Source organism: Polaromonas sp. JS666 (assembly GCF_900103405.1).
In the GTDB taxonomy this organism is placed as follows: Bacteria; Pseudomonadota; Gammaproteobacteria; order Burkholderiales; family Burkholderiaceae_C; genus Polaromonas.
In genome coordinates this window covers 359073-382853 of record NZ_FNHX01000004.1, presented here as the reverse complement: position 1 = coordinate 382853, position 23781 = coordinate 359073, and the positions used below count along the sequence as shown (strand labels likewise).

Below are 23781 nucleotides of genomic sequence, written 5' to 3'. Positions count from 1 at the left end.
ACGCTGCCGGTTGAGCCGCGGATCAGCGAGGGCGGCGCCAGCAAAATGTGTTGTATTGTATGTATATGAACAATACGGCCTCCGACCTGGAACAGTACCTGGACGAGCTTGCGAACAATGCCCGTCCCGGCGATCGCCTGCCACCGATACGTGATTTGATGCGCCGCTTCGGTGTATCGCAAATGCTGGTTCAGCGCGCCTTTCAAGGCCTCAAAACCAAAGGACTGATCGATTCACAGGTGGGGCGTGGGACCTACTTTCGGGGGGATGGCGAGCCTGTGCTGGCTAACACTGGCCCCCGCTTGCAGGCAACGAGGTCGGTGCTTCTGCTCCGGCGCTCCATCAGCATCACCCGCGGCCGCGTTTTGGTGGAAGGCCTGCAGCGCCGGTTCACTGCCGACGGGCATCGGGTGCTGGAAGTTTCATACACCGATCCGGCCCATGCACGCACCGTATTGAAAGGTTCGCCGCGTTTTGACGCCTGCGTGGTCCAGTCGACTTACAAGACCATCACCATCGATCTGCTCGCCGCGCTGAGGGATAAATGCGATGTGCTGGCGGTGGATGGCGCGACGCTCGCCGGCACGGACGTCGAGGCGGTCGGCATGGAGTGGGGCGAACCCCTGGCCAAGGCGATTGCCCTTTTGCGGCAGCAAGGCCATGGCCGTATCGCGTACTCGGCAACGTCGTCCCCCATTCTGGCAACGCAGATGGGCCGCCGGCGGTTTGAATACCTGCGGAGCACCCTGGCGGACACCGAGTTCCACGAGATCACTGTGCCGCACCTGCCTGACGACAATTACGAAGCGGCGCTTGCAGGCCTGATCAAGGCCAGCCTGGATGCCTCAGGGCGGCTGCCGTTCACGGCCCTGGTGGCATGGGGCGTTGAAGATGGAGCCAAATTCCGGCAACTGCTGTCGGATGCCGGCATCGGCATCCCATCGGCGCTGAGCGTGGTGTTGCTGGGGCGTACGGATCTGGCGAACGAACACGCCAACTTCTTTGACACCATTGGGTGCAGCGTTGCCGATCAGATCGAGTCGCTGTACCAGGCGATCAACGCGCGCTGGGCCGACCCCTCCTTGCCCTACGGCGTGCGCCTGATCCCGGTGACGAGCAAGGCGGGTCAGTCCATCGCGGCGCCGCCGCCGGCCACGCGTTCCACAGTTTCGCGCGTGAGCACCACCGATTCGCCGACATAGCTGCTGGCGACGAGTGCCTGCACCAGATCGGGCGGAAGCTCGCGTTTTGCAAACAGGGGATGTTCTCCGATCGTCGTCATGAAAGGCACGCCCTCGGACTGGGACCGCTGCGCCGCTTCATAGAGCAATTGATGCGCTTCATGCCGCCCCATCAGCCTGGTCAGCCGCATCATCACGGCTTCCGACGCGATCAGGCCGTTGGATAAATCGAGGTTGCGGCGCATCGCCTCGGGGTGTACGACGAGGCCCTGGGCCAGGGTCGCGAGGGTTTCGGCAATCGACGCCGCAATGATGGCAATTTCCGGCAACAGCGTATCGGTCACATTGGTCGCGGACGAGTCGCCCTCATCCATGCGAACCATGGCTTCGAGCGCCACCGGCACCCGGGCCCGCATCATGCGCGCCAGGCTGGCCAGCAACAGCGCGGTCGACGGGTTGCGCTTCTGCGCCATGGTCGAGCTGCCCACCTTTCCCATGTGAAATGCCTCTGCAACCTCGCCGATCTCGGTGCGCTGCATGAACACGACATCCTGCGCGATTTTTTGCGCAGTGCCGGCCAGCAGCCCCAGCGCAGAGATGTAGTCGCAGACACGGTCGTAGGACGAACGCATAGGCAGCCCCGCCGGCTCAAGTCCCAACTGCGCGGCCATCCGCGCCGCGACCTCGCGCCCCGCGCTGCCCATGGCCGCGAAAGTGCCTATGGCCCCGCCCAGGCTCGCCACGAATGACGATGGCAATCGCTGCTTGAGCCGATCGCGGTCCCGGTCGAGTTCGTCCAGCCAGCCGGCGAGCTTGAAGCCAAAGGTCATGGGCAAGGCGTGCTGGCCGTGCGTGCGGCCGGGCATCACGGTGGCTTGGTGCGCCAGCGCAAGTTGGCCGAAGGCGGCGATGGCCGCATTCAGATGGTTCGCCAGAAGCTGATGCGTTTCGAACATCTGCAGTGAGCTCGCGGTATCGAAGATGTTCTGCGTTGTCGCACCCCAATGGATGAAACCGGCGGCAGGCTCGCCGCACAGCTCTTCGAACTGGTAAAGCACGGGAACGAGCGGGTGCTGCGCGAAGGCAATGTCGCTCGAGAGGCGCTCCAGGTTGAACAGCCGGGCATCGGCTTTCTCCGCAATGGTGATGGCGGCTTCGGCAGGAATGACACCCAGTTCAGCCTGGGCACTGGCCAGGGCGGCTTCGACGGTGAGCCAAGCCTGCAGCGTGGCGACATCGCTCCAGATGCGTTTGGCTTCAGCGCTGAACCAATGGCCGGTGATGAAGGATTCGAACATTCCGGTGTTCATGGGGTTCCAGTCAGGTCGAAACGGTTTGCACGGGGGGGGGGGCTGGCGGTGGCGGAGAGAACCCCGGTGAGCGGGTTTGTTTTTGCATATTGTATGAATTGCATTGATTTTGAAGGTTTGCGACGAATTTGGAGGCCGTAGATAAGAGTATGAGGGCCCCATTGGCGGTGAGAACTTGAATCGATACAATATTAATTGTACGACAATACAATAAATACATATATACTGCCTCCGCCGGCTAATTGGGCTGGCGCATAACAAGGAGACAAGCTTGAAGACATTCCTCTTTCCACCTTTGGGCCCATGCGGCGCCCGAAACGCTGCCATGCGCAGCGCATTGCTGGCCGCCAGCGCACTGGCCCCGGTTTTTTCGGCGCATGCGCAGTCCTCATTGACGATTTACGGCATCATTGACCAAGGCCTGACAAAAGCGACCAGCGGCACCACGCCGGCCGGGATGCTGCCCGGCCGGGCTCCCAACGACGACTGGAACGTGAAAGCCGGCAACACCTCCCGCCTGGGTTTTCGTGGTGAGGAAGATATGGGCGGCGGCATGTACACCCGCTTTCAGATCGAGACCCGCTTTGCCACCGATACCGGGGCGTTGAGCAACGCCAATGTCTTCTGGTTGGGCCGTTCGGTGCTTGCCATAGGCAGCAAGGACTGGGGCGAGATTTATTCCGGCCGTGAATACTCGGCGGCGTACACGGTTGCGCTCAATACCGATCCCACGCTCTGGAGCTATGTCAGCCAGACCGGGTCCACCTACACCTACGCGAACTACCTCCCTGTCGCCGCGACGGTCGAGGCCTCCAACATTCGCTGGAGCAACACCATAGGCTACAAATCGCCAGCACTGGGTGCCGTGAGCTTCGAGCTGGCAACCGGCCTGGGGGAAGGCACGCGCCAGCGAAGCACCTCCGCCAACGTCCAGTACAAGGACGGCCCGGTCTGGCTCGGCGCTGCCTACGACGGCCTGGACAACAGGACCAACCTCAAGCTCATCGCGGGGGGTTATGACTTCGGCGTGGTCCGTCCCACGGCCAGTTATTCACGCGCCAAGGGCGGACTTAACGGCGACGCCACCTCGTTCACCGTGTCGGCACTGGTGCCCCTGAGCTTTGGGCGCACTTATGTCTCTTACGGCAACCTGCGTCCGGCGACTCATCTCAACTCGAAAATGGTGGGCGCGGGGATCCAGTACGACCTGAGCAAGCGCACCTTGCTGTATACGAATGTAGGCTCCGCCAAGCAGGTCGGCCAGAGCCGCACGACGGCGTTCGATCTTGGCATCAAGCACACCTTCTGAAAGGAGCCCGGCATGAAACGCAGACTATTGAATCAATTTGCCTTGCTGGGCGCCGGCGCACTGTTGTCGGGTGTTGCCCACGCGCAATCCGACAAGCCCATCTCGCTGGTGGTCGGGTATTCCGCCGGCGGCAGTGCCGACCTGGTCGCGCGCGTTGTCGGCACCGAGCTGTCCAAGCGCCTGGGGCGCCAGTTCATTGTCGAAAACGTTGCGGGAGCCAGCGGCATGATTGCCGCGCAAAAAGTGCTCAGCGCGCCGGCCGACGGCAACATTGTTTACATGGGGGGCACGGATACCGTGCTCGTGCCCATGGTGAATCCCAAGACCCGGCTTGACTGGGAGAAAGACCTTCTGCCGATCGGGCGGATGACCACGGTGCCGCTGGTATTCGCCGTTCCCTCGGGCTCCCCTTACACCACGTTGTCCGACCTGGTGAGTGCGTTGCGTAAAAGCGGCAAGGAGAGCTTCAACTACGCAACTCCCGGAATTGCGACGATGCAACATATCTATGGGTCGCTTATCAACAAGCAGGCGAAGGTGGAAATGCTGCACATCCCCTACCGCGGCGGCGCCCAGATCGCGAATGACCTTGTCGGCGGCCAGGTGGACAGCGCGGTGCTGGTCTTGTCTACGGCCATGCCGTTTCTCAAGGACGGGAAAATCAAGGCCCTCTCGGTGTCTGACAGTGCCCGAGTTGCTCAATTGCCGAACGTCAAGCGCATTGGCGAGGAAGAGGGGTTTAACGGCATCTCGCTACCGCTCTGGCAAGGGCTGTTTGTGAAATCCGGGACCTCTCCCGCCACTGTGGCCGCTTATGAGAAGGCATTGCTGCAAGCGCTTGCGCAGCCCGAAGTGCGCGCCAAGCTGGCGGATGCCGGCATCACGGTCGCACCAATGACCGGGCGCGAAATGCGCGCGTTCGTCGGTCCCCAGGCCGCGCTGTACCGCGATATCGTGAAGACCGCAAAAATCACGATGGAGTGATGGGGGCGGCGTTTTTTTGCCAGGGCCGACCGTCGTGAGCCGGTCGCCGGGTGGCATTCTCGGCCTGTCCACGATCAACACCAAGGTATTGATGGCGGTAGTTCCCACCAGTCCTCACGGCAATGAGCGGCTTTTGGCCGACATTGGCGGAACCAACGCACGTTTCGCGTGGCAGAACGGCGCCGGGGAGCCCATCAATCACATGGTGATCTTGCCCTGCGCCGGATACCCGACGCTTGCGGATGCGATGCGGCATTACCTGGCGATCCTGGGACGCAACGCGCCCGCGAATTGCGCAATCGCCATTGCCAATCCCGTGTTTGGCGACCAGGTACAGATGACCAACCATCACTGGGCCTTTTCCATTCGCGCGTTGAAGCTGCAATTCGGTTTCACGACCTTGCGTGTGCTGAATGACTTTACCGCCCTGGCGCTGGCCTTGCCGGCCCTGCGTCCCTCGGAACTGCGTCAGGTGCAGGGTGGGCAAGCGGCTCCTCTCGCCGCAAAGGCCTTGATCGGCCCCGGCACCGGCTTGGGGATGTCCGGATTGCTGCCCGATGGCCGCGGCGGATGGGTAGCGATCGAGGGTGAAGGCGGCCACGTCACCTTGGCGGCCTGCACGGCGCGAGAGCAGCAGCTGCTTCAGTGGTTCAGCTCCCGGTATGGCCACGCTTCGGCCGAACGCGCTGTGTGCGGCCAGGGGCTGGCCGATATTCACCGTGCCCTGCAGGAGATCGACGGGGCGAAGGTGGTTGCCGAATTCGGTGCCGCGGGTGTGGTGGCCGCTGCCCTGGAACACGGCGATTCGTCGGCTCTTGAGGCGCTCGAACTGTTCTGCGCGCTTCTCGGAACGGTTGCCGGCAACCTGGCGCTTACGCTGGGTGCGCGTGGCGGGGTATATATAGGCGGCGGCATTGTTCCGCGTCTGGGTGAGGTCTTCAGTCGCTCCGCATTCAGGCGGCGCTTCGAGGCGAAAGGCCGTTTCGCGCGACAGCTGTCGGAAATACCTGTTTATGTGATTCAGGCAGGGCAGTCACCGGCGCTTCGTGGCGCTGCGGCGGCGCTGGAAATTGACAGCCCGCAGTGACCCATGCTTTCCGGAAAGGCTGCCGGCTATGCCGGTTCGGCCGCCTCGCCCTGATGCGCAGGTTGCCCTGGACCTTAACTGAGCTGCCCGAGCAAAAGGAACTCCATGAGTGCCTTTTGCGCGTGCATCCTGTTTTCAGCCTCGTCCCAGACCACGGATTGCGGGCCGTCTATGACTTCGGCTTCGACTTCCTCGCCGCGGTGGGCGGGCAGGCAGTGCATGAACAGGGCATCTGGCTTGGCCGCGCGCATCATCTCGGTGTCCACGCACCAGTCGGCAAAAGCCTTTTTGCGCGCTTCGTTTTCGGCTTCGTAGCCCATGCTGGTCCAGACGTCGGTGGTGACCAGGTCGGCGCCGGCGCAGGCCTGCATCGGATCCTTGAACACTTTGTAGCTGTCGGCCGAGCGTATGCCGGCGATGGACTGGTCCACCTCGTAACCGCCCGGCGTGCTGACGTGCACCTTGAAGCCCAGGATTTCGCTGGCCTGCAGCCAGGTGTTGGCCATGTTGTTGCCGTCGCCCACCCAGGCCACCGTCTTGCCCTTGATGGAGCCGCGGTGCTCGATGTAGGTGAAGATGTCGGCCAGAATCTGGCAGGGGTGGAATTCGTTGGTCAGGCCGTTGATGACCGGCACGCGCGAGTGCTCGGCGAAGCGGTCTATCTTGGTCTGCTCGAAGGTGCGGATCATCACCAGGTCGACCATGCGGCTGATGACCTTGGCGCTGTCCTCGATGGGTTCGGCCCGGCCCAGCTGGCTGTCGCCGGTGGTCAGGTGCACCACGCTGCCGCCCAGCTGGTACATGCCGGCCTCGAAGCTCACGCGGGTGCGGGTCGAGGCTTTCTCGAAAATCATGGCCAGCGTGCGGTCGACCAGCGGCTGGTGTTTTTCGTAAGTCTTGAATTTCTTCTTGATGATGGCGGCGCGCTCGAACAGGTAGGCGTATTCCGCCGCATTCAGGTCGCTGAACTGCAGGTAATGCCGCACGGGTGCGGGCTTGGAGGGGATCGCAGTGCTCACGCGTTTTTCTCTTTCAACAGCTGCTTGATCAGCGGAACCAGGATGGCCACCGCCTCGTCGGCCTCGGCCGGGGTCATGATGAGCGAGGGCACCATGCGGATCACGGTGTCGGCGGTCACGCTCAGCAGCAGGCCGTTTTCGGCGGCTCGGCCCAGCAGCTCGCCGCAGGGCACGGTCAGCTCAATGCCCAGCATCAGGCCGCGGCCGCGGATTTCCTTCACGCCCTTCACGCCTGCCAATTCGCGCGCCAGTGCCGCGCGCAGATGTTCACCCACCTTCACGGCATTGGCCAGCAGGCCTTCTTCTTCCATGATGCGCAGGGTTTCCACACCGGCCCGCATGGCCAGCGGGTTGCCGCCGAAGGTGCTACCGTGGTTGCCGGGGCCGAAGATGTGGGCGGCCTTGGGGCCGGTGACGACGGCGCCAACCGGCACGCCCGAGCCCAGGCCCTTGGCCAGCGGCATTACGTCGGGCTTGATACCGGCCCACTGGTGGGCAAACCACTTGCCGGTGCGGCCCATGCCGCACTGCACTTCGTCGATCATCAGCAGCCAGTCGCGTTCGTCGCAGAGGGCCCGTACTTCGCGCAGGTACTCGTCCTTCATGCTGTTGATGCCGCCTTCGCCCTGGATGGCCTCAAAGAACACGGCGACCACATTGGGGTTGTTGGCGGTGGCGGCCTTGAGCGCGTCCATGTTGTTGAGCGGCACGCGGATAAAACCCTCGACCAGCGGGCCGAAGCCGGCTTGCACCTTGGGGTTGCCGGTGGCGCTCAGGGTGGCGATGCTGCGGCCGTGGAAGGCTTTTTCATAAACCACGATTTCCGGGCGTTCAATACCCTTGTCGTGGCCGAACTTGCGCGCCAGCTTGAGCGCGGCCTCGTTGGCTTCCAGGCCGGTGGAGCAGAAAAACACGTTTTCCAGGCCCGACAGCTCCACCAGCTTGGCCGCCAGGGCTTCCTGCAGCGGCACGTGGTAGTAATTGGAGGTGTGGATCAGCTTGGCGATCTGCTCCTGCAGGGCCGGCACCAGCTTGGGGTGGTTATGGCCCAGGGTGTTGACGGCAATGCCGCCCAGCGCATCGAGATAGGCTTTGCCGTTGACGTCCCAGACGCGGCAGCCCTGGCCGTGGTCCAGCGCGATGGGCAGGCGGCCGTAGGTGTTCATCACGTGGGGGGAGGCGGCTTCGATGTGCTTGGGCAGGGCTGCGGTCATGGAAAACTCCGGAACAAGGGCTGTGACAGTGCGGAAAATTCGAGGCCCGCAGCAGTTGATGCGGGCCTGGGCTGATTTTAGGCGCAGACTTTGCGGCCTTTTGTGACGTTCCTGCATCACTGCGATGCAAGCGCCTGGGCATCGCCCGCTATTGTCTCCATTGAAAATTTGTCTTCCAAGTCTTATATAAGAGTCAGAGTTAAGCTAGAATTGTTGTGCGCTGCAGCATGGGCTGAAATCCCATCCTTTTCCCATGCCGGGCAGTGCAAAAAACCCTCCACCCGATGGTCTCCAACACCGCCAAAGAAGTCTTTATCCAGGGTATTACCCGCGACGGCAAAACCTTCCGGCCCAGCGACTGGGCCGACAGGCTGTGCGGTGTGATGAGCCATTTCCGCCCGGGCGGCCCGCAACCGGGCAGCCACCTGACCTACTCCCCCTGGTGTGTTCCCACCGTCATCAACGGCGTGAAGTGTGTGGTCGTCAACTCGGAACTGCGCGAGGCCGAGCCCATGGCCTGGGATTTCGCCATCAATTTCGCGAAAGACAACGACTTGCAGATGGCCGAGGCCTGTTTGATTCCCGAACCGCCCAGCAAAAGCTGAGGTTTTTGAAGCGCCAACAAAAAAGCCGTCTTTCGACGGCTTTTTTGCTTTGCTGCAGCGCACCCTACAAAACGGCGGACGGTATTTTCAGGAGAAAGATGCCGTCCGGGCGATTTGCCTAATTGCTTAGGCGGCCTTTGCGGGGGCCAGTGCCAGGGCTTTCACCTTGGCGGACAGGCGGCTCTTGTCGCGCGCTGCCTTGTTCTTGTGGAAGATGCCCTTGTCGGCAACCGTGTCCACAATGCTCTGGGCCTTGGCGAACAGGTCCTTGGCTTTGTCTTTGTCACCGGCTGCAACGGCTTTTTCGACGTTTTTCACAGCGGTGCGGTATTTGGAGCGCAGCGAGGTGTTCGCGGCGTTGAGTTTGACGTCCTGGCGGACGCGTTTACGGCCCGACGCAAGGCGCGGGTTCTTTTTCTTGGGTTTGGCGGTAGCCATATATGTATTCCTTTAATCCTGGGGAGGAGTCTGTGGATGTTGCAGCAAACCTAGCATTATATACCCCCACGGTCGCTCACTTCGTGTAGCTCCCTGCCCCCCGAGGGGGCCGCTGCGCCTGCGGCCCGGCAAAGCCGGTTCCGCGGCCCCTGCTGGTGAAGAGCCCCAAATATGGCCGCATGAAACACCGGTCGCGCGCCGTCGTGACGGCTAAACTCCCTCGGTGTCACTTTTTAAAGCCGCCTCCACCGTTTCCCTGCTGACCCTGGCCTCGCGCATCACGGGCCTGGTCCGGGACCTGCTGATGGCCTCGGTGTTTGGCGTCAGCGCCATGACCGACGCCTTTAACGTCGCCTTTCGCATCCCCAACCTGTTCCGTCGGGTGCTTGGCGAGGGTGCTTTCAGCCAGGCTTTTGTGCCGGTGCTGGCGGCCTGCAAGGCGGAGCAAGGGGAAGAGGGCGCCAAACAGCTGATTGACCACGTCGCGACCTTGCTGACCTGGACGCTGGTCCTGCTATGCGTGGCGGGCGTGCTGGCCGCGCCGCTGATGGTATGGGCCATGGCCAGCGGCCTGAAGCCTCAGGGCTACAACGCCGCCGTGGTGATGACCCGGTGGATGTTCCCTTACATCGGCTTTATGTCGCTGGTTGCGCTGGCCGGCGGCGTCCTCAACACCTGGCGCCGCTTTGCCGTGCCCGCCGCTTCGCCCGTGCTGCTGAATCTGGCGCTGATAGCCTCCATTACGCTGGGGGCTCCCTGGTTTGCCAGGCACGGCATCGAGCCGATCTACGCCCAATGCGTGGGGGTGATGGTGGGCGGCATCCTGCAACTGGGCCTGCAACTGCCGGCGCTGCGGCGCCTGGGCCTGCTGCCGCGCATAGGCGCGAGCTTCGCTGCCCTGCGCCAGTCCTGGAACGACCCCGGCACACGCAAGGTGCTGTCCCTGATGCTGCCGGCCTTGCTGGGTGTGAGCGTGGCGCAGATATCGCTGCTGATCAACACCCAGATCGCCTCGCACCTGGCCACCGGCAGCGTGAGCTGGATCACCTATGCCGACCGCCTCATGGAGTTTCCCACCGCCATGCTGGGCGTCGCCCTGGGGGTGGTGCTGATGCCGCAACTGGCCGCGGCGCGCGGCAGCCAGGATGAGGCGCGCTACTCCTCCATGCTCGACTGGGGCCTGCGCCTGGTGGTGCTGCTATCGGTGCCCTGCGCCGTGGCCCTGCTGGTGTTCTCGCAGCCGCTGGTCGCGGTGCTGTACCACTATGGCGCGTTCAGCGACCTCGACGTCCAGCGCACGACCGCCGCCTTGACCAGCTATGGCGTGGGGCTGATGGGCATCGTGGCCGTCAAGGTACTGGCCCCGGGCTTTTATGCCCGGCACGACATGCGCACGCCCATGCGCATCGCCGTCTGTGTGCTGGTGTTCACCCAGGTGCTGAATTATTTCCTGGTGCCCTTGCTGCAGCATGCGGCCCTGACACTCTCCATCGCCATTGGCGCGTTGATCAACGCCTTGTGGCTGCTGCTGGGGCTTTTGAAGCGCGGAAGTTACAAACCGATGCCGGGCTGGGGCAAGTTCTCGCTGCAGGTGGGCGGCGCCAGCGCCTTGCTCGCGGCCTTTTTGCTGTGGGCCGCCGGGGCGGTGAACTGGGTCGCCCTGAAAGGCCACTCCATGGAGCGTATCGGCTGGCTGGCGCTGGTGCTGATGGCCTCGGCGCTGCTGTATTTCGCGGCGCTGTGGGTGTCCGGTCTCAAGGTGACAAAGCTGCTGAGACATTGACGGGCGGCATGCTCCAGGCCCCGAGCGGCATTTTCCGCATGCCTTTTTGCGCCGGTTTATGAGAAAGTAGGGGCCATGCAATTAAATCTGGCTGTACCGTCACCATTGCAATATTTCTCCAGCCTGGTGGAAAGCGACGAGCATTTCCCCCTCCTGGAAGCCGCCATCAGCCTGGCGCAGGACGAATACCCCGACCTGGACGTGCAGCAGGTATTGGGCGACGTTGACCAGCTGCTGGCCCGGCTCAAGCGCCGCCTGCCGGCCGATGCGCCGGCGCTGCAGCGGCTGCGCGCGCTGAACCAGTTCTTTTTCCACGACCTGAACTTCGGCGGCAACGTCAACGACTACTACGACCCCGACAACAGCTACCTGAACGCGGTGCTGCGCACGCGCCGCGGCATTCCCATTACGCTGGCCGTGCTCTGGCTGGAACTGGCCCTGGGCCTGGGCCTCAATGCGCGCGGCGTGGCTTTTCCGGGGCACTTCATGGTCAAGGTCAACCTGCCCAAGGGCCAGGTGGTGATAGACCCGTTCAGCGGCCAGTCGCTGAGCCGCGAAGAGCTGTCCGAGCGGCTCGAGCCTTTCAGGCAGCACGGCGGCAGCCCGGGTGACGAATTCGAGGTGCCCATGGGCCTGTACCTGCAGTCGGCGCCGCCGCGCGAGATCATCAGCCGCATGCTGCGCAACCTCAAGGAAATCCACAAGACCCAGGAAGACTGGCAGCGCCTGATCCCGGTGCAGGACCGCTTGATCGTGCTGCAGCCCGAAGCCTGGACCGAATACCGCGACCGCGGCCTGGCCTGGGCCGCCCACGGCGAACCGGAGCGGGCGATGGCCGACCTGGAAATCTACCTGGCCAATGCCGAGGACGCGCTCGACATCGACGCCATGGCCGAACGCCTGGCCCAGCTGCGCCAGGGCCGGCACTGAGCTTTGCCGCACACCCCTTAAAGCAGCTCGATCTCGCTGAGCGTGAGAAAACAGCTCTCGCGCGTAATCGCCACAAAGTCGGCCAGCCAGGGCCGGCCTGAGGTGGCCTCGGTGCAGGCCACGTACAGCCGCCCCGTTAGCCCTTTTTTGCCTATGGGCCTGGCGCTCACATAACCGCGGTCCAGATAACTTTGCACCGCCCACTTGGGCAGCGCGGCCACGCCGCGGCCGCTGGCCACCAGCTGCAGCATGGCAATCGTCAGTTCGGTGGTGCGGCGCGCGGGTTTGATACCCGCCGGCTCCAGCACCTGGCGCACCACATCCAGCATTTCGTCGGGCACCGGGTAGGTGATCAGCGTCTCGTTGGCGAAATCCCTGGCCGTGAGGTGCACCTTGGCCGCCAGCGCATGGTGGTTGGCCAGCAGCGCCACGATTTCAAAACGGAACAGCGGGTGGAAGTCCACGGTTTCATCGGCGTCGGCTTCCGACACGATGGCGATGTCGGCGCGGTCCTGCAGCACCAGCGCGATCGGGTCGGGATGAAAGCCCGAGACGATGTCCAGCTCCACCTCGGGCCAGCGTGTGCGGAAGGCGTCCATGGCCGGCATCAGCCAGTCAAAACAGGTATGGCATTCGACCGCGATGCGCAACTGGCCGGAGCGCCCCGTTGCCAGGCGCGCCACGTCGCGCTCGGCCTCCTCGACCTGCGGCAGCACCGCGTCGGCCAGCGCCAGCAGGCGCAGGCCCGTGGTGCTGAACTGCGGCGGCACGGACTTGCGCTCGAACAGCGGCGCGGCGTAGCGGTCTTCCAGCAGCTTGACCTGGTGCGACAGCGCCGACTGCGTAAGGTTGAGCAGCTGCGCCGCGCGCACCAGGCTGCCGCTGTCGCGCAGGGCCGTCAGGGTGCGCAGGTGGCGCAGTTCAAGGATGGAGAGGGTCATGTCCGGCCTGCGAGTGAATCAAATGTGATTCAGAGGTGAATCAATAATTTTCATGTTGAAAGGCAATATCTTTCGTTTGAATAATAGTTGAATCTGGCCGACCATGGCGTTCTTTGTTGATTCGCAAACGAGAGATAGCCTGCATGGTCCATACACACACCTTGGGTTTTCCGCGCATGGGCGCGCACCGGGAACTGAAATTCGCGCTCGAAAAACACTGGCGCGGCGAGATAGACCTTGCCGCGCTGCAAGCCGCCGGCGCCGAGCTGCGCGAGCGCCATTGGGCGGTGCAAAAAGAAGCGGGCCTGGATTTTGTGACGGTGGGCGATTTCGCCTTTTATGACCACGTGGCCAACCACATCCAGATGCTGGGCTGCGAGCCGGCGCGCTTTGGTTTCACGGGGCAGGAGCCCGCGTTGGGCCGTTACTTCGCGATGGCGCGCGGTGTCAATGCCGAAGCCGGCCACAGCCACAGCGCGGACTGCGGCTGCGCTGAAGGCGGTGCCGGCGGCGGCAGCTTCGCGCTGGAGATGACCAAGTGGTTTGACACCAATTACCACTACCTGGTGCCGGAGTTCGGCCCCGGCACCGAGTTCAGCCTGGCTTGCGAGCGCCTGTTTGACGAAGTCGCGCAGGCCCAGGAGGCCGGCCACACCGTCAAGGCGGTGCTGCTGGGGCCACTGAGTTTCCTCTGGCTGGGCAAGGAAAAGGTGCCGGGTTTCGACCGCTTCAGCCTGCTGGGCAAGCTGCTGCCGGTGTACGAAAAAATCCTGGCCCGCCTCAAGGCCCAGGGCGTGGAATGGGTGCAGATGGACGAGCCCATCCTGGGCCTGGACTTGCCGCCCGCCTGGAGCCAGGCCTTTGAATCCAGCTACTGGCGGCTCGCGCGCAGCGGCCTCAAGCTGCTGCTGGCCACCTACTTTTCACCCTTGCAGGAGAACCTGCGCATGGCCTGCCAGCTGCCGGTGGCGGGCCTGCACGTCGATGCGGTGCGTGCGCCTGAAGAGCTCGTTGGTGTGGCCGACTGGCTGCCCAGCCACAAGGTGCTGTCGGTGGGCATCGTCGACGGCCGCAACATCTGGCGCACCGACCCCGATGCCGCCCTGGCAAGGCTGCGGCCGGTGGCCGAAAAACACCAGGGCGAGCTCTGGCTGGCGCCTTCGTGTTCGCTGCTGCACGTGCCTTACAGCCTGCAGGCCGAGGACACGCTGGATGCCGAACTCAAGTCCTGGCTGGCCTTCGCGGTGGAAAAACTGTTTGAGCTGCGCATGCTCAAAGCCGCGCTGGAAGGCCGCGAAAGTTCGGTGCAGGCCGAGCTGGCCGCCGCCCGCCTGGCCGCCCAGGCGCGGCGCAACAGCCCCCGTGTGCACCGCGCCACCGTGGCGGCGCGGCTGGCCCGGGCTGCGGCGGGCGCCGACCGGCGGCCTTCACCTTTCAGCCGGCGCCAGCAGGTGCAGCGCCAACGTTTTGCGCTGCCGCTGTTTCCGACCACCTCGATAGGCTCATTCCCGCAAACCGCCGAGATACGCGCCGCGCGCGCGGCCTTCAAGCGCGGCGAGATCGGCAAATCGCAGTACGCCGAAAAAATGCAGGCCGAGATCCGCCTCGCCGTGCGCAAGCAGGAGGAGTTGGGCCTGGACGTGCTGGTGCACGGCGAGGCCGAGCGCAACGACATGGTCGAGTATTTCGGCGAGCAGCTCGACGGTTTTGCCTTCACGGCCAAGGGCTGGGTGCAGTCCTACGGCTCGCGCTGCGTCAAGCCGCCGGTGATTTACGGCGACGTGGCCCGCCCCGCGGCCATGACGGTGGCCTGGACGGTGTATGCGCAAAGCCTCACCAAGCGGCCCATGAAGGGCATGCTGACCGGCCCCATCACCATCCTGCAATGGTCTTTTGTGCGCGACGACCAGCCGCGCAGCCTGACCGCGGGGCAGATCGCCTGGGCGATACGCGACGAGGTGGTGGACCTGGAGGGCGCGGGCATAGGCATCATCCAGATCGACGAGCCGGCGATACGTGAAGGACTGCCGCTGCGCCGAGCCGGCTGGAAGCCCTACCTGGAATGGGCCACGCGCGCCTTCCGAATCAGCGCCAGTGGCGTGGCCGATGGAACCCAGATCCACACCCATATGTGCTATTCGGAGTTCAACGACATCCTGCCGGAAATCGCGGCCATGGATGCCGACGTGATCACGATTGAAACCAGCCGCTCCGACATGGAGCTGCTGCGCGGCTTCGGCGACTTCAAGTATCCCAACGAGATAGGCCCAGGCGTCTACGACATCCATTCGCCGCGCGTGCCCACGGTGGACGAGATGGTGCGGCTGCTGCGCAAGGCGGCCGCGGTGATCCCGGCGGAAAACCTCTGGATCAACCCCGACTGCGGCCTTAAAACCCGCGGCTGGCCGGAAACCGAGGCGGCGCTGGGCAATATGGTGCGGGCCGCGCGTGAAGTCCGGGAAGCGCTCGCCGCAGCCTGACGGCGGAGGCCGGTGCTGCGCCTCAGGTGGCGCGTTTGAGGAACTGCGGGATCTGCAGGCCGTCCGGCGAATTGACGTTGCGCGACATGGCCGGCGCAGTGCTGACCTGGACGGGCCGGCCCACGGCGCGGGCCGTGCTCTGGGCGGACATGCGGGCGCCATGCACCAGCGATTCCTGCGCCGGCATCAGGCTGCCGGGCAGGGAACTGCCCAGGCGTGAAGCTGTCGCCACTTTTTGCACCGGTGCCGGGTTGAGCGGCCTGGCGCCCAGCGTCGCGGCGATCGAGGGCCGGGGCGCGATCACCCGGGCCGGGGCCTTGGCCACAGTCCTGGCCTGCGCTTGTTCGGGGGCGTCGTTGGCCGCCTGCGGCGGGTACAGCGTGGGCCTGAGCCAGTTCAGTATGGGCTGCCACTGCGCCAGGTCCGGCGCGGCGGCGCTGGCCGGCAAGTCGAACATCGTCATGCCGCGCTCCAGGCTGCGCACATACAGCTGGGTTTCGCGCAGCACGCCCAGAAAGGGCATGCCCAAGCCTTCCGACCATTCCTCCAGGACTTTTGCCGCGCTGGTGCGCCCGTCGATGCGCATGCCCACCGTGGCGAGGCGGCAGCGGCCGCTGGCCACGCGCGGCAGGGCCATCAGGTCGGCATGGCATTGTGCGGCTGACTCGCGGTCGAACATGGAGTTGCACACCGGCATGATGATGGCGTCGGCGAACATCACGACGCGCGCGAGTTCGAAGCCGTGCATGCCGCCCGGCGTGTCCAGCACCACGTGGGTGATGCCCGTGGGCACGCGCAGCATGTTTTTCTGGTCCACGGCCCAGGGGGCAATGGCGGGGAGGTCGGCGTCGCGGCGCTTGAGCCAGCTGCGCGCCGACTGCTGGCGGTCCACGTCGCCCAGCATGACCGAGCTGCCATTGCGCGCACACCAGGCGGCGATGTGCGCGGCCAGTGTGCTTTTGCCACTGCCTCCCTTGCGGTTGACGACTGCGATGACCGGCATGAGCGCTCCAAAGACGGACCAGTAGAACAGTTTGATACAGAAATAACAAAAAGTCCAGCGCAAGCCAATCGGCATCGGTCCCCGCAGCTAGTGTTTTTGTAGCGCGGCCGCTGGGCCGTCCTGCGCCTGCCTGAACCATCCCTTGAGCCAGCGGCAGAACACCCGGGCGGTTTCGGGAGCCATGCTGCGCGGGTTGATATAGGCCGAATAGCTGGCGTCGCCGCGCACCACCACAGGGGATGCCCGCAGCAGGTGGCCGCGGCGCAGCGGCTCGGCCACCAGCAGTTCGGGCACCACCAGGTGGCCCATGCCGCCCGTCGCCGCGGCGATCGCCAGGAAGTAATGGTCGAAGCTGGCGCTGACATGGATGGCGGCCGCCTGAACGCCCAGCTGGGCGGACCAGGCGGCCAGCACATCGGGCCGCGACTGCGCCGCGAGAAACTGCCACTGGCTGACGGGTTGGTCAGCGAACTCGTGGCAACGCGCGGGGGACGCCACGCACACGATGTTTTCAGCGGCCAGCAGCCAGTGCTCGGCGCCGGCGACGGCCAGGTCGCGCGTGACCAGCACGTCATAACTGTCGCCCGGGCCCGGCGGCGAAAGCGAGGTCACCAGGTCCACCGCCACCGGGGCCGCGGGCTGGAAGCCGGGCAGGGCGGGAATCAGCGTGGTCATCGCAAAAGTGGGCAGCGAGGTGCGCACGATGAGGCGGGCGCCGGCCTGGCTTTGCGCCAGCTGGCGGGTGGCCAGCTCTATCGTCGACAGGGCTTCCTGCACCGTGTCGAAATACAGGCGCCCGGCATCGGTCAGGCGCACCGAGGTGCCGCTGCGTGCGAACAGGGGCTGGCCGAAGTAGCGCTCCAGCGTGGCGACATGGCGGCTGACACCGCCCTGGCTCATGCCCAGCACGCGGCCGGCGCGGCTGAAATTGAGCTGGCGCGCGGCTTCCACAAATACCCGCACCGCGTTGAGCGGCAGTGTCTGGAGGCTGGAGTCATCCGTTTTACTCATCATTGGGGGCCGTTTTTCTCATGGTTTTGAGTGCAATGTAGAGGAAATTCAAGGACTATGGCGGTTGACCCGTTTATCGGTTGATCATATTTGCTCATTATTCACTGCCAAAGGTTTTCCTCCATGCCTCTTGTTTTGCACAGCTGCCCCGGCGGCACCCTGCTTCTGCCTGACGCCCTTTTGTGCGACCGTCGTGACGGCGGCCACCTGGTCGTCAACCCGCCGCGGCCGGTCTGGGAGCGCAGCGAACTGGCACCGCTGGAGCTGGCCCACTGGTCCTGCCTGGTGGCCGCCACGGGCCGCGCCATGCTGGACGTGCTGCCCGCCCTGCATGAGGGCTGCCTCAATTACTGGGAGGCGGGCAACTGGGCGCTCAACGACCAGGCCCCGCCCGCCGGGCCCAAGAACGTGCAGGCGCAGCGCCGGGTGCACCTGCACGTGCTGGGGCGCAACCGGCAGGCGGCGCATCCCGACTGGCGCTGGGGCGAGTCGCCCAAATTCCCGCGCTGGGAGGACATGGCGGCCTGGGCGTCGGAATTCGAGCCGCTCACCGCGGCGGAATGCGAAGCCGTGGCCGGGCGCGTCAAAACCCTGCTGGACAGCCGATTTCGCCTGCCCGAGACCGGTGCCGGCGCATCGGCATGAGCGCCCAGACGCTGGCGCTCGTGCTCGCGGGGGCGGTGTGCCACGCGCTCTGGAATATCGTGGCCAAGCGCGCGGCGGGCGGCCTGCTCTTTATCTGGCTGTTCGGCTGCGTCAGCATGGCGGCCGCGGCGCCGGTGGCCCTGCTCGCATGGCACCAACACCCCCAGGCCTTTGACGGCTGGATGTGGCTGGCGGCCCTGGCCAGCGCACTGCTGCACCTGGTGTATTCGCTGGTGCTGCAAAAAGGCTACCGCGTGGCCGATTTCGCCGTGGTCTATCCCATGGCCAGGGGCACCGGGCCGCTGCTCGCGGTGCTGGGGGCCGTGGCCTTGCTTGGCGAGCTGCCCAGCGCACTGGGATGGCTGGGCGTGGCCCTGGTGCTGGCAGGCGTCTTCATGACCTCCGGCGGCGCGGCGGGCATCGCAGGCAGCGGGGACGCGCGGCGGCGGCGCGGGGTGCTTTGGGGCGGGTTGACCGGCCTTTGCATTGCCGGCTACACCGTGGTCGACGGCTGGGCGGTGAAGTCCCTGGGCATGGCGCCGGTGCTGTTTTATGCCGCGGGCCTGGGTTTTCGCACCGTGCTGCTCGCGCCCTGGGTGTTGCCGCAGCGCGCCTTGCTGGCCGCGCAATGGCGGCAGCACCGCACGGCCATCCTGCTGATCGGCCTGCTCTCACCGCTGGCTTACTGCCTGGTGTTGTTCGCCGTGCAGTCCGCGCCGCTTAGCTACGTGGCCCCGGTGCGCGAGATGTCCATGTTGATAGGCACGCTGGTGGGTGCCCGGCTGCTCAAGGAATCCCTCAAGCCTTCGCAGGTGCTGGGCGCGGCGCTGATGCTGCTGGGGGTGGCGGGGCTGGCGCTGGCTTGATTCGCCAGGGATCAGGCGGCGGCCGCCGGCAGCCGCAGTGACTTGCGCCAGATTCCCAGCAGCGCCAGCGCTGCAAGGCTGAACACGGCGCCCGTGGCAAAGGTGGCCGGCGCGCCCAATTGGTCCCACAGCACACCGGCCAGGGTGCTGGCCAGCAGCAGCGCCAGGCCGCTGGCGAGGTTGAAGAAACCGAAAGCCGTGCCGCGCAGGTCGGCCGGCGCCGTTTCGGCCACCATGGTGGCCAGCAGGCCCTGGGTCATGGCCATGTGAAGGCCCCACAGCGCGATGCCCACGCCCGCGGTGCCCCAGTGGCTACCGGCGGCCAGCAGCAGGTCGGCCGCCACCAGCACCCCCAGGCCCCAGGCCAGCAAGGCGCTGTGGCTCATGCGGTCGGCCAGCTTGCCGAAAGGGTAGGCGCCCAGGGAATAGACCGCGTTCATGGCCACCAGCACCAGCGGTGCGTAGGCCACCGGCAGGCCGCCCTGCATGGCGCGCAGCAGCAAAAAGGCCTCGCTGAAACGCGCCAGCATGAAGACCGCGCCCAGCACCGCCACGCGCCAGTAGGGCGCGCCCAGGCGCTTGAGGTTGGCGCGGCTGATGGGGTTGGCGCGCGGGGCATCCGGCGCGCGTTCGCGCCCGGGCTCGCGCACGCCGAACAGCAGCAGCGCCACAGCCAGGAAACCGGGAATGACGGCGACCCAGAACACCGCGCGAAAGTCATTGGCCCACAACAGCATCAGGCCCATGGCCAGCAGCGGTCCGACGAAGGCACCCACGGTGTCCAGCGACTGGCGCAGCCCGAAGGCCGCGCCGCGCATGCCGGGCGGAGCCAGGTCGGCCACCATGGCGTCGCGCGGCGCGCCGCGCAGGCCCTTGCCCACGCGGTCCAGCAGGCGGGCGCCGAGCACCAGCCCTGTGGTCGCGGCCAGCGCGAACAGCGGTTTGGAAGCCGCCCCCAGGCCGTAGCCCAGCAGCGCCAGCGGTTTGCGTTTGCCCCAGTAGTCGCTGAGCACGCCCGAGAACACCTTGACGATGAGCGCCGTGGCCTCGGCCAGGCCCTCGATGAGGCCGACCGCCCACAGGCTGGTGCCCAGCACCGTGACCATGAAGACGGGCAGCAGGCTGTGGATCATCTCGGAGGAGATGTCCATCAGCAGGCTGACAAAGCCCAGCGCCCAGATGGCCGCCGGAAGACGGTGGGGAGGGGCAGCGGGGCGCGGGGTGGATTGCGGCATGGCTGTCTGGCTTGCCGCCGCCTGCGTTCTTACCGGCCGGTTCAGCCGACGGTGACGGCGGCGCCGTCGCCCTTGGCGGCGATCACGCCGATCTCGTACACCTGCTCGCCCGCATCGCGCAGGGTCTTGGCCGTGGCCTGGGCGTTGGCGGCGTCCACGACGACGACCATGCCGATGCCGTTGTTGAAGGTGCGGTTCATCTCGAAGTCGTCGATGCCGGCGGTTTTTTGCAGCCAGGCGAACAGCTCGGTCCGCGGCCAACTGCCCTTCTTGAGGTGGGCGGCCGTGCCTTCGGGCAGCACGCGGGGGATGTTCTCCAGCAGGCCGCCGCCGGTGATGTGGGCCAGCGCCTTGATCGGGTGGGCGGCCAGGGCGGCCAGCACGTTCTTGACGTAAAGGCGGGTGGGCTCCATCAGGGCCTGCTTGAAGGGCTTGCCGTCGAGGGTGGCGGGGGCATTGCCGGCCGCGCGCTCTATGCATTTGCGCACCAGGCTGAAACCGTTGGAGTGCACGCCGCTGCTGGCCAGGCCCAGCACCACGTCGCCGGCTTTCACGTCCTTGCCGGTCAGGATTTTCGATTTTTCGACCGCGCCCACGGCAAAACCGGCCAGGTCGTATTCGCCGGCCGGGTACATGCCGGGCATTTCGGCGGTTTCGCCGCCTATCAGTGCGCAGCCACTGAGCTCGCAGCCCTTGGCGATGCCGCCGACCACGCTTGCCGCCGTGTCGACGTCAAGCTTGCCGCAGGCGAAGTAGTCGAGGAAAAACAGCGGCTCGGCGCCCTGCACCAGCACGTCGTTGACGCTCATGGCCACCAGGTCTATGCCCACGGTGTCGTGCATATTCCACTCAAAGGCCAGCTTGAGCTTGGTGCCCACGCCGTCGGTGCCGCTGACCAGCACGGGCTCCTTGTAGCGTTTGGGCACTTCAAACAGCGCGCCGAAGCCGCCTATGCCGGCCAGCACGCCTTCGCGCATGGTTTTTTTGGCCAGGGGCTTGATGCGCTCGACCAGCGCGTCGCCCGCGTCGATGTCAACGCCCGCGTCTTTGTAGCTCAGGGGGGAAGGGGAGGAGGTGGTCATGGTGTCGGCTTTGCTACGGGTAAGGGGCGGTAGGGACGGTATGGGGGCGAATGAGGGGCTGGAAGCCGGGTTTGCGGCGCTGGAGGGGCCTGCAAGCCCGATAGAATTCAGCCTGAGATTCTAAAGGCTACCCATCCGGCCGCTTAGAACAGGTTCTTAGGCCCTTCCCGGGCTTCCTCCGGCCAGCTCAACCCAAGGCTTTATGCAATTCACCACCGCCCAAAAACGCGCCGCCGCCTGGTGCCTGATCGCTGCCCTGGTCGTCCTCGCGCTGTGGCTGCTGGGGCCGGTGCTCACGCCCTTTGTGGTGGCCGCCGTGCTGGCCTATGCGCTGACGCCCCTGGTCAACCGGCTGGACGACATGGGCAAGGGCCGGCTGCCGCGCGTGGTCGCGGTGGTGCTGGTCGAATTCCTCTTTATCGTGGTGCTGCTGAGCCTGTTTTTGTTGATCGTGCCCATCATGGCCAAGGAACTGCCGGTGCTGCGCGAGCAGGTGCCGCTGCTGGCGGACAGGCTCAACAGCAGCCTTTCCCCCTGGCTGGCGCAGTTCGGCATCCACGTGGCGCTGGACGTGGGCAGCATCAAGGCCTTTGTGCTCAAGTACCTCAATGCCAACTTCGAGGACCTGTTCGGTTCGCTGATGTCCTCGCTCAAGCTGGGCGGCAGCGTCGCGCTGGCCGTGGTCGGCAACGCCGTGCTGATCCCGGTGGCGCTGTTTTACCTGCTGATGGACTGGGACAAGTTTGTCGCCCGCGTGCTCGAACTGGTGCCGCCCCACCTGCGCGGCGGCTTCGACAGCTTTACCGAAGAGGCCGACGCGGTGCTGGGCCAGTACCTGCGCGGCCAGTTGCTGGTCATGCTGATCATGGCGGTGTTTTACGCCGTGGGCCTGGCCCTGTTCGGCCTGGACCTGGCCGTGCCTATCGGCGTTTTCACCGGCCTGGCGATGTTCATCCCCTACCTCGGCTTCGGCCTGGGCCTGTTGCTGGCCGTGCTGGCCGGCCTGCTGGAATTCGCCTCGCTCAAGGCGCTGGTCATGGTGGCCGTGGTCTACGGCGTGGGGCAGTTGGTGGAAAGCCTGTACTTCACGCCGCGCTTGGTGGGCGAGCGCATAGGCCTGCACCCGCTGGCGGTGATTTTTGCCCTGCTGGCTTTCGGCCAGGTATTCGGCTTTGTCGGCGTGCTGGTGGCGCTGCCGGCCAGCGCCGTGCTGCTGGTGGGCATACGCCGCCTCAAGAACAGCTACATGGCCAGCCGGCTTTACAAGGCCGGGCCTGGATAAACACATGGCGGGCATGAAACAGATTGCGCTGGACATCGGGCTGGCTTCGGCCCCCTCGTTCGCCAATTTTTTCGGCGGGCCGAACGAGGCCGCGCTCAAGCACCTGGAGCTGTGGGCCGGCAACACGCTGCGCTCGCCCGTGCCCACCTACCTCTGGGGCGAGGCCGCCAGCGGCAAGACCCATTTGCTCAAGGCCGTGCGCGAGGCACTGCGCGAGCAGGGCGCCTCCAGCGGCTGGATGGACGCCTCCTTGCTGGAGCCGCCCGAGTTCAACGAATCCTGGTCCGCCGTCATCCTCGACGAATGCCACCTCTACACCGCGGTGCAGCAGCAGGCGGCCTTCAACTGGTTTGTCAATGCGCTCAGCGCCTCCGACGGCCGGCCGCGCTGGGTGCTGGCCGCCGGCAACGTGCCGCCCGCCGACCTGGCGCTGCGCGAGGATTTGCGCACCCGCCTGGGCTGGGGCCATGTGTTCGCCCTGCAAGCCCTGACCGAACCCGAGCGGCGCGCCGTGCTGCGGCGCGAAGCCGACGCGCGCGGCGTGTTCCTGAGCGACGACGCCATGGACTTCATGCTGACCCGCTTTTCCCGCGACCTCGGCAGCCTGATGCAGCTGTTGGACCAGCTCGACGGCTACGCCCTGCAAACCAAGCGCGCCATCACCATCCCCCTGATCAAGTCCATGCTGGAGAGTGAATGACGGGCCCGAAAAAGATTGCGCTGTTTGACCTGGACCACACGCTGATCCCTATCGATTCCGACTACGAGTGGGGCGAATTCACGATCGCGCTGGGCTGGTGCGACAGCACCGAGTTCAAGCGGCGCAATGCGGAATTCTTCGAGCACTACCGCGCCGGCACGCTGGACATCCACGACTACGTGCGCTTCGCCACCCAGGCGATCCGCGAGCAGGGCGCCGCCAATTCAGCCGCCGCCCATGCCCGCTTCATGCGTGAGGTCGTGCAAAAAGCCATCACCCCCCAGGCGCAGGCGCTGGTGGACAGCCACCGCGCGGCCGGCGACGAGCTGGTCATCGTCACCGCCACCAATGAATTCGTGACGCGGCCGATTGCCGAGGCTTTCGGCGTCAAGGAACTGATCGCCGTGGAGCTGGAACGCGACGCCCAGGGCTGGCTGACCGGTGAGATCCTGGGCACGCCCTCGGCCCGTGAAGGCAAGGTCACCCGCGTGGAACAATGGCTGGCGGACCGCAAGCTGGGCTGGGACGAGGTGGAAACCACGTTTTACACCGATTCCCTGAACGACCTGGCCCTGATGGAGAAGGCGACCCACCCCGTCGCCACCAACCCCGATGCGCGCCTGCGGGCGCTGGCGGTGGAGCGTGGATGGCGCATACTTGAGCTGTTTATCTAGTT

The 23781-nt window shown here is 65.2% G+C and carries 22 protein-coding genes; 13 read left to right on the top strand and 9 right to left on the bottom strand.

The annotated features are described in order from the left end of the window. Positions 1-65: 65 nt before the first annotated feature. A complete protein-coding gene (locus BLQ85_RS12845) occupies positions 66-1202 on the top strand; it encodes a GntR family transcriptional regulator (RefSeq protein ID WP_254806422.1) in 1137 nt (378 codons plus the stop codon). Here BLQ85_RS12845 and BLQ85_RS12840 read toward each other — a convergent pair. Continuing rightward, entirely contained in the window at positions 1127-2491 is a 1365-nt protein-coding gene (locus BLQ85_RS12840; RefSeq protein WP_074577582.1) for a class-II fumarase/aspartase family protein, read from the bottom strand. The genes BLQ85_RS12845 and BLQ85_RS12840 overlap by 76 nt on opposite strands. 325 nt (positions 2492-2816) lie before the next feature. Between BLQ85_RS12840 and BLQ85_RS12835 the strand changes: the two genes are divergently transcribed. From BLQ85_RS12835 to BLQ85_RS12825, 3 genes are read left to right on the top strand one after another with little or no spacing between them, the layout of a single operon-like run. Further along, positions 2817-3800 (top strand): porin, encoded by a 984-nt coding sequence (locus tag BLQ85_RS12835; RefSeq protein WP_074577580.1) that lies wholly within the window; start codon positions 2817-2819, stop codon positions 3798-3800. Positions 3801-3812: 12 nt separating this feature from the next. Further along, complete coding sequence (locus tag BLQ85_RS12830) at positions 3813-4784, top strand: Bug family tripartite tricarboxylate transporter substrate binding protein (protein WP_074577578.1); 972 nt, start codon at positions 3813-3815, stop codon at positions 4782-4784. Positions 4785-4818: 34 nt separating this feature from the next. Continuing rightward, positions 4819-5871 carry a glucokinase gene (locus tag BLQ85_RS12825; RefSeq protein ID WP_371327282.1) on the top strand — a complete coding sequence of 351 codons (1053 nt, stop codon included), beginning with the start codon at positions 4819-4821 and terminating at the stop codon, positions 5869-5871. Between the two features lie 74 nt (positions 5872-5945). Here BLQ85_RS12825 and argF read toward each other — a convergent pair whose 3' ends face one another. Both argF and BLQ85_RS12815 read right to left on the bottom strand, forming a co-directional pair. After that, positions 5946-6890, bottom strand: coding sequence for an ornithine carbamoyltransferase (gene argF / locus BLQ85_RS12820; RefSeq protein ID WP_254806421.1), 945 nt, complete (start codon positions 6888-6890; stop codon positions 5946-5948). After that, entirely contained in the window at positions 6887-8104 is a 1218-nt protein-coding gene (locus BLQ85_RS12815) for an aspartate aminotransferase family protein (RefSeq protein WP_074577576.1), read from the bottom strand. The genes argF and BLQ85_RS12815 overlap by 4 nt, the downstream gene beginning before the upstream one ends. Positions 8105-8388: 284 nt before the next feature. Between BLQ85_RS12815 and BLQ85_RS12810 the strand changes: the two genes are divergently transcribed. Then, positions 8389-8709 (top strand): DUF3579 domain-containing protein, encoded by a 321-nt coding sequence (locus BLQ85_RS12810; RefSeq protein WP_074577574.1) that lies wholly within the window; start codon positions 8389-8391, stop codon positions 8707-8709. Between the two features lie 126 nt (positions 8710-8835). Here BLQ85_RS12810 and rpsT read toward each other — a convergent pair whose 3' ends face one another. After that, entirely contained in the window at positions 8836-9147 is a 312-nt protein-coding gene (gene rpsT, locus BLQ85_RS12805; protein ID WP_007864125.1) for a 30S ribosomal protein S20, read from the bottom strand. Between the two features lie 223 nt (positions 9148-9370). Between rpsT and murJ the strand changes: the two genes are divergently transcribed. After that, on the top strand, positions 9371-10930 hold the full coding sequence (gene murJ / locus BLQ85_RS12800; protein WP_074577572.1) for a murein biosynthesis integral membrane protein MurJ: 1560 nt from the start codon (positions 9371-9373) through the stop codon (positions 10928-10930). A 75-nt stretch (positions 10931-11005) separates the two neighbouring features. Further along, positions 11006-11860 carry a SirB1 family protein gene (locus BLQ85_RS12795; protein WP_007864117.1) on the top strand — a complete coding sequence of 285 codons (855 nt, stop codon included), beginning with the start codon at positions 11006-11008 and terminating at the stop codon, positions 11858-11860. Positions 11861-11877: 17 nt separating this feature from the next. Here BLQ85_RS12795 and BLQ85_RS12790 read toward each other — a convergent pair whose 3' ends face one another. Next, entirely contained in the window at positions 11878-12801 is a 924-nt protein-coding gene (locus tag BLQ85_RS12790; protein WP_074577570.1) for a LysR family transcriptional regulator, read from the bottom strand. A 143-nt stretch (positions 12802-12944) separates the two neighbouring features. Here BLQ85_RS12790 and metE point away from each other — a divergent pair, with 143 nt between their 5' ends. Continuing rightward, positions 12945-15281: a 5-methyltetrahydropteroyltriglutamate--homocysteine S-methyltransferase gene (gene metE, locus BLQ85_RS12785; protein ID WP_074577568.1), complete on the top strand. Its 2337-nt coding sequence runs from the start codon at positions 12945-12947 to the stop codon at positions 15279-15281. 22 nt (positions 15282-15303) lie between these two features. On the opposite strand, the gene BLQ85_RS12780 is transcribed toward metE, so the two are convergent. Together BLQ85_RS12780 and BLQ85_RS12775 are read right to left on the bottom strand one after the other, a co-directional pair. After that, positions 15304-16284, bottom strand: coding sequence for a ParA family protein (locus tag BLQ85_RS12780; protein WP_074577566.1), 981 nt, complete (start codon positions 16282-16284; stop codon positions 15304-15306). An 87-nt stretch (positions 16285-16371) separates the two neighbouring features. Further along, positions 16372-17295, bottom strand: a complete 924-nt coding sequence (locus BLQ85_RS12775) for a LysR family transcriptional regulator (RefSeq protein ID WP_254806420.1) — start codon at positions 17293-17295, stop codon at positions 16372-16374. A 123-nt stretch (positions 17296-17418) separates the two neighbouring features. Here BLQ85_RS12775 and BLQ85_RS12770 point away from each other — a divergent pair, with 123 nt between their 5' ends. Both BLQ85_RS12770 and BLQ85_RS12765 read left to right on the top strand, forming a co-directional pair. Next, positions 17419-17940: a hypothetical protein gene (locus BLQ85_RS12770; RefSeq protein WP_139200963.1), complete on the top strand. Its 522-nt coding sequence runs from the start codon at positions 17419-17421 to the stop codon at positions 17938-17940. Further along, positions 17937-18806, top strand: coding sequence for a DMT family transporter (locus BLQ85_RS12765; protein ID WP_074577559.1), 870 nt, complete (start codon positions 17937-17939; stop codon positions 18804-18806). Before BLQ85_RS12770 ends, BLQ85_RS12765 begins: the two co-directional genes overlap by 4 nt. An 11-nt stretch (positions 18807-18817) precedes the next feature. Here BLQ85_RS12765 and BLQ85_RS12760 read toward each other — a convergent pair whose 3' ends face one another. Next, positions 18818-20041 (bottom strand): MFS transporter, encoded by a 1224-nt coding sequence (locus tag BLQ85_RS12760; protein WP_074577557.1) that lies wholly within the window; start codon positions 20039-20041, stop codon positions 18818-18820. Positions 20042-20082: 41 nt separating this feature from the next. Then, positions 20083-21123 carry a phosphoribosylformylglycinamidine cyclo-ligase gene (gene purM, locus BLQ85_RS12755; protein WP_074577555.1) on the bottom strand — a complete coding sequence of 347 codons (1041 nt, stop codon included), beginning with the start codon at positions 21121-21123 and terminating at the stop codon, positions 20083-20085. A gap of 202 nt (positions 21124-21325) precedes the next feature. Here purM and BLQ85_RS12750 point away from each other — a divergent pair, with 202 nt between their 5' ends. From BLQ85_RS12750 to BLQ85_RS12740, 3 genes are read left to right on the top strand one after another with little or no spacing between them, the layout of a single operon-like run. After that, positions 21326-22405, top strand: coding sequence for an AI-2E family transporter (locus tag BLQ85_RS12750; protein ID WP_074577553.1), 1080 nt, complete (start codon positions 21326-21328; stop codon positions 22403-22405). Positions 22406-22418: 13 nt separating this feature from the next. Next, positions 22419-23105: a DnaA regulatory inactivator Hda gene (hda, locus tag BLQ85_RS12745; protein ID WP_074577768.1), complete on the top strand. Its 687-nt coding sequence runs from the start codon at positions 22419-22421 to the stop codon at positions 23103-23105. Continuing rightward, positions 23102-23779, top strand: coding sequence for a histidinol-phosphatase (locus BLQ85_RS12740; protein WP_074577551.1), 678 nt, complete (start codon positions 23102-23104; stop codon positions 23777-23779). The genes hda and BLQ85_RS12740 overlap by 4 nt, the downstream gene beginning before the upstream one ends. Positions 23780-23781 lie beyond the last annotated feature (2 nt).

What these genes read in the sequence shown, in the direction of transcription:
- BLQ85_RS12845 (WP_254806422.1), top strand. Translation starts at nt 66, where the DNA reads ATGAACAATACGGCCTCCGACCTGGAACAGTACCTGGACGAGCTTGCG.
- BLQ85_RS12840 (WP_074577582.1), bottom strand. Translation starts at nt 2,491, where the DNA reads ATGAACACCGGAATGTTCGAATCCTTCATCACCGGCCATTGGTTCAGC.
- BLQ85_RS12835 (WP_074577580.1), top strand. Translation starts at nt 2,817, where the DNA reads ATGCGCAGCGCATTGCTGGCCGCCAGCGCACTGGCCCCGGTTTTTTCG.
- BLQ85_RS12830 (WP_074577578.1), top strand. Translation starts at nt 3,813, where the DNA reads ATGAAACGCAGACTATTGAATCAATTTGCCTTGCTGGGCGCCGGCGCA.
- BLQ85_RS12815 (WP_074577576.1), bottom strand. Translation starts at nt 8,104, where the DNA reads ATGACCGCAGCCCTGCCCAAGCACATCGAAGCCGCCTCCCCCCACGTG.
- BLQ85_RS12810 (WP_074577574.1), top strand. Translation starts at nt 8,389, where the DNA reads ATGGTCTCCAACACCGCCAAAGAAGTCTTTATCCAGGGTATTACCCGC.
- rpsT (WP_007864125.1), bottom strand. Translation starts at nt 9,147, where the DNA reads ATGGCTACCGCCAAACCCAAGAAAAAGAACCCGCGCCTTGCGTCGGGC.
- BLQ85_RS12795 (WP_007864117.1), top strand. Translation starts at nt 11,006, where the DNA reads ATGCAATTAAATCTGGCTGTACCGTCACCATTGCAATATTTCTCCAGC.
- BLQ85_RS12790 (WP_074577570.1), bottom strand. Translation starts at nt 12,801, where the DNA reads ATGACCCTCTCCATCCTTGAACTGCGCCACCTGCGCACCCTGACGGCC.
- metE (WP_074577568.1), top strand. Translation starts at nt 12,945, where the DNA reads ATGGTCCATACACACACCTTGGGTTTTCCGCGCATGGGCGCGCACCGG.
- BLQ85_RS12780 (WP_074577566.1), bottom strand. Translation starts at nt 16,284, where the DNA reads ATGCCGGTCATCGCAGTCGTCAACCGCAAGGGAGGCAGTGGCAAAAGC.
- BLQ85_RS12775 (WP_254806420.1), bottom strand. Translation starts at nt 17,295, where the DNA reads ATGAGTAAAACGGATGACTCCAGCCTCCAGACACTGCCGCTCAACGCG.
- BLQ85_RS12770 (WP_139200963.1), top strand. Translation starts at nt 17,419, where the DNA reads ATGCCTCTTGTTTTGCACAGCTGCCCCGGCGGCACCCTGCTTCTGCCT.
- BLQ85_RS12765 (WP_074577559.1), top strand. Translation starts at nt 17,937, where the DNA reads ATGAGCGCCCAGACGCTGGCGCTCGTGCTCGCGGGGGCGGTGTGCCAC.
- BLQ85_RS12760 (WP_074577557.1), bottom strand. Translation starts at nt 20,041, where the DNA reads ATGCCGCAATCCACCCCGCGCCCCGCTGCCCCTCCCCACCGTCTTCCG.
- purM (WP_074577555.1), bottom strand. Translation starts at nt 21,123, where the DNA reads ATGACCACCTCCTCCCCTTCCCCCCTGAGCTACAAAGACGCGGGCGTT.
- BLQ85_RS12750 (WP_074577553.1), top strand. Translation starts at nt 21,326, where the DNA reads ATGCAATTCACCACCGCCCAAAAACGCGCCGCCGCCTGGTGCCTGATC.
- hda (WP_074577768.1), top strand. Translation starts at nt 22,419, where the DNA reads ATGAAACAGATTGCGCTGGACATCGGGCTGGCTTCGGCCCCCTCGTTC.
- BLQ85_RS12740 (WP_074577551.1), top strand. Translation starts at nt 23,102, where the DNA reads ATGACGGGCCCGAAAAAGATTGCGCTGTTTGACCTGGACCACACGCTG.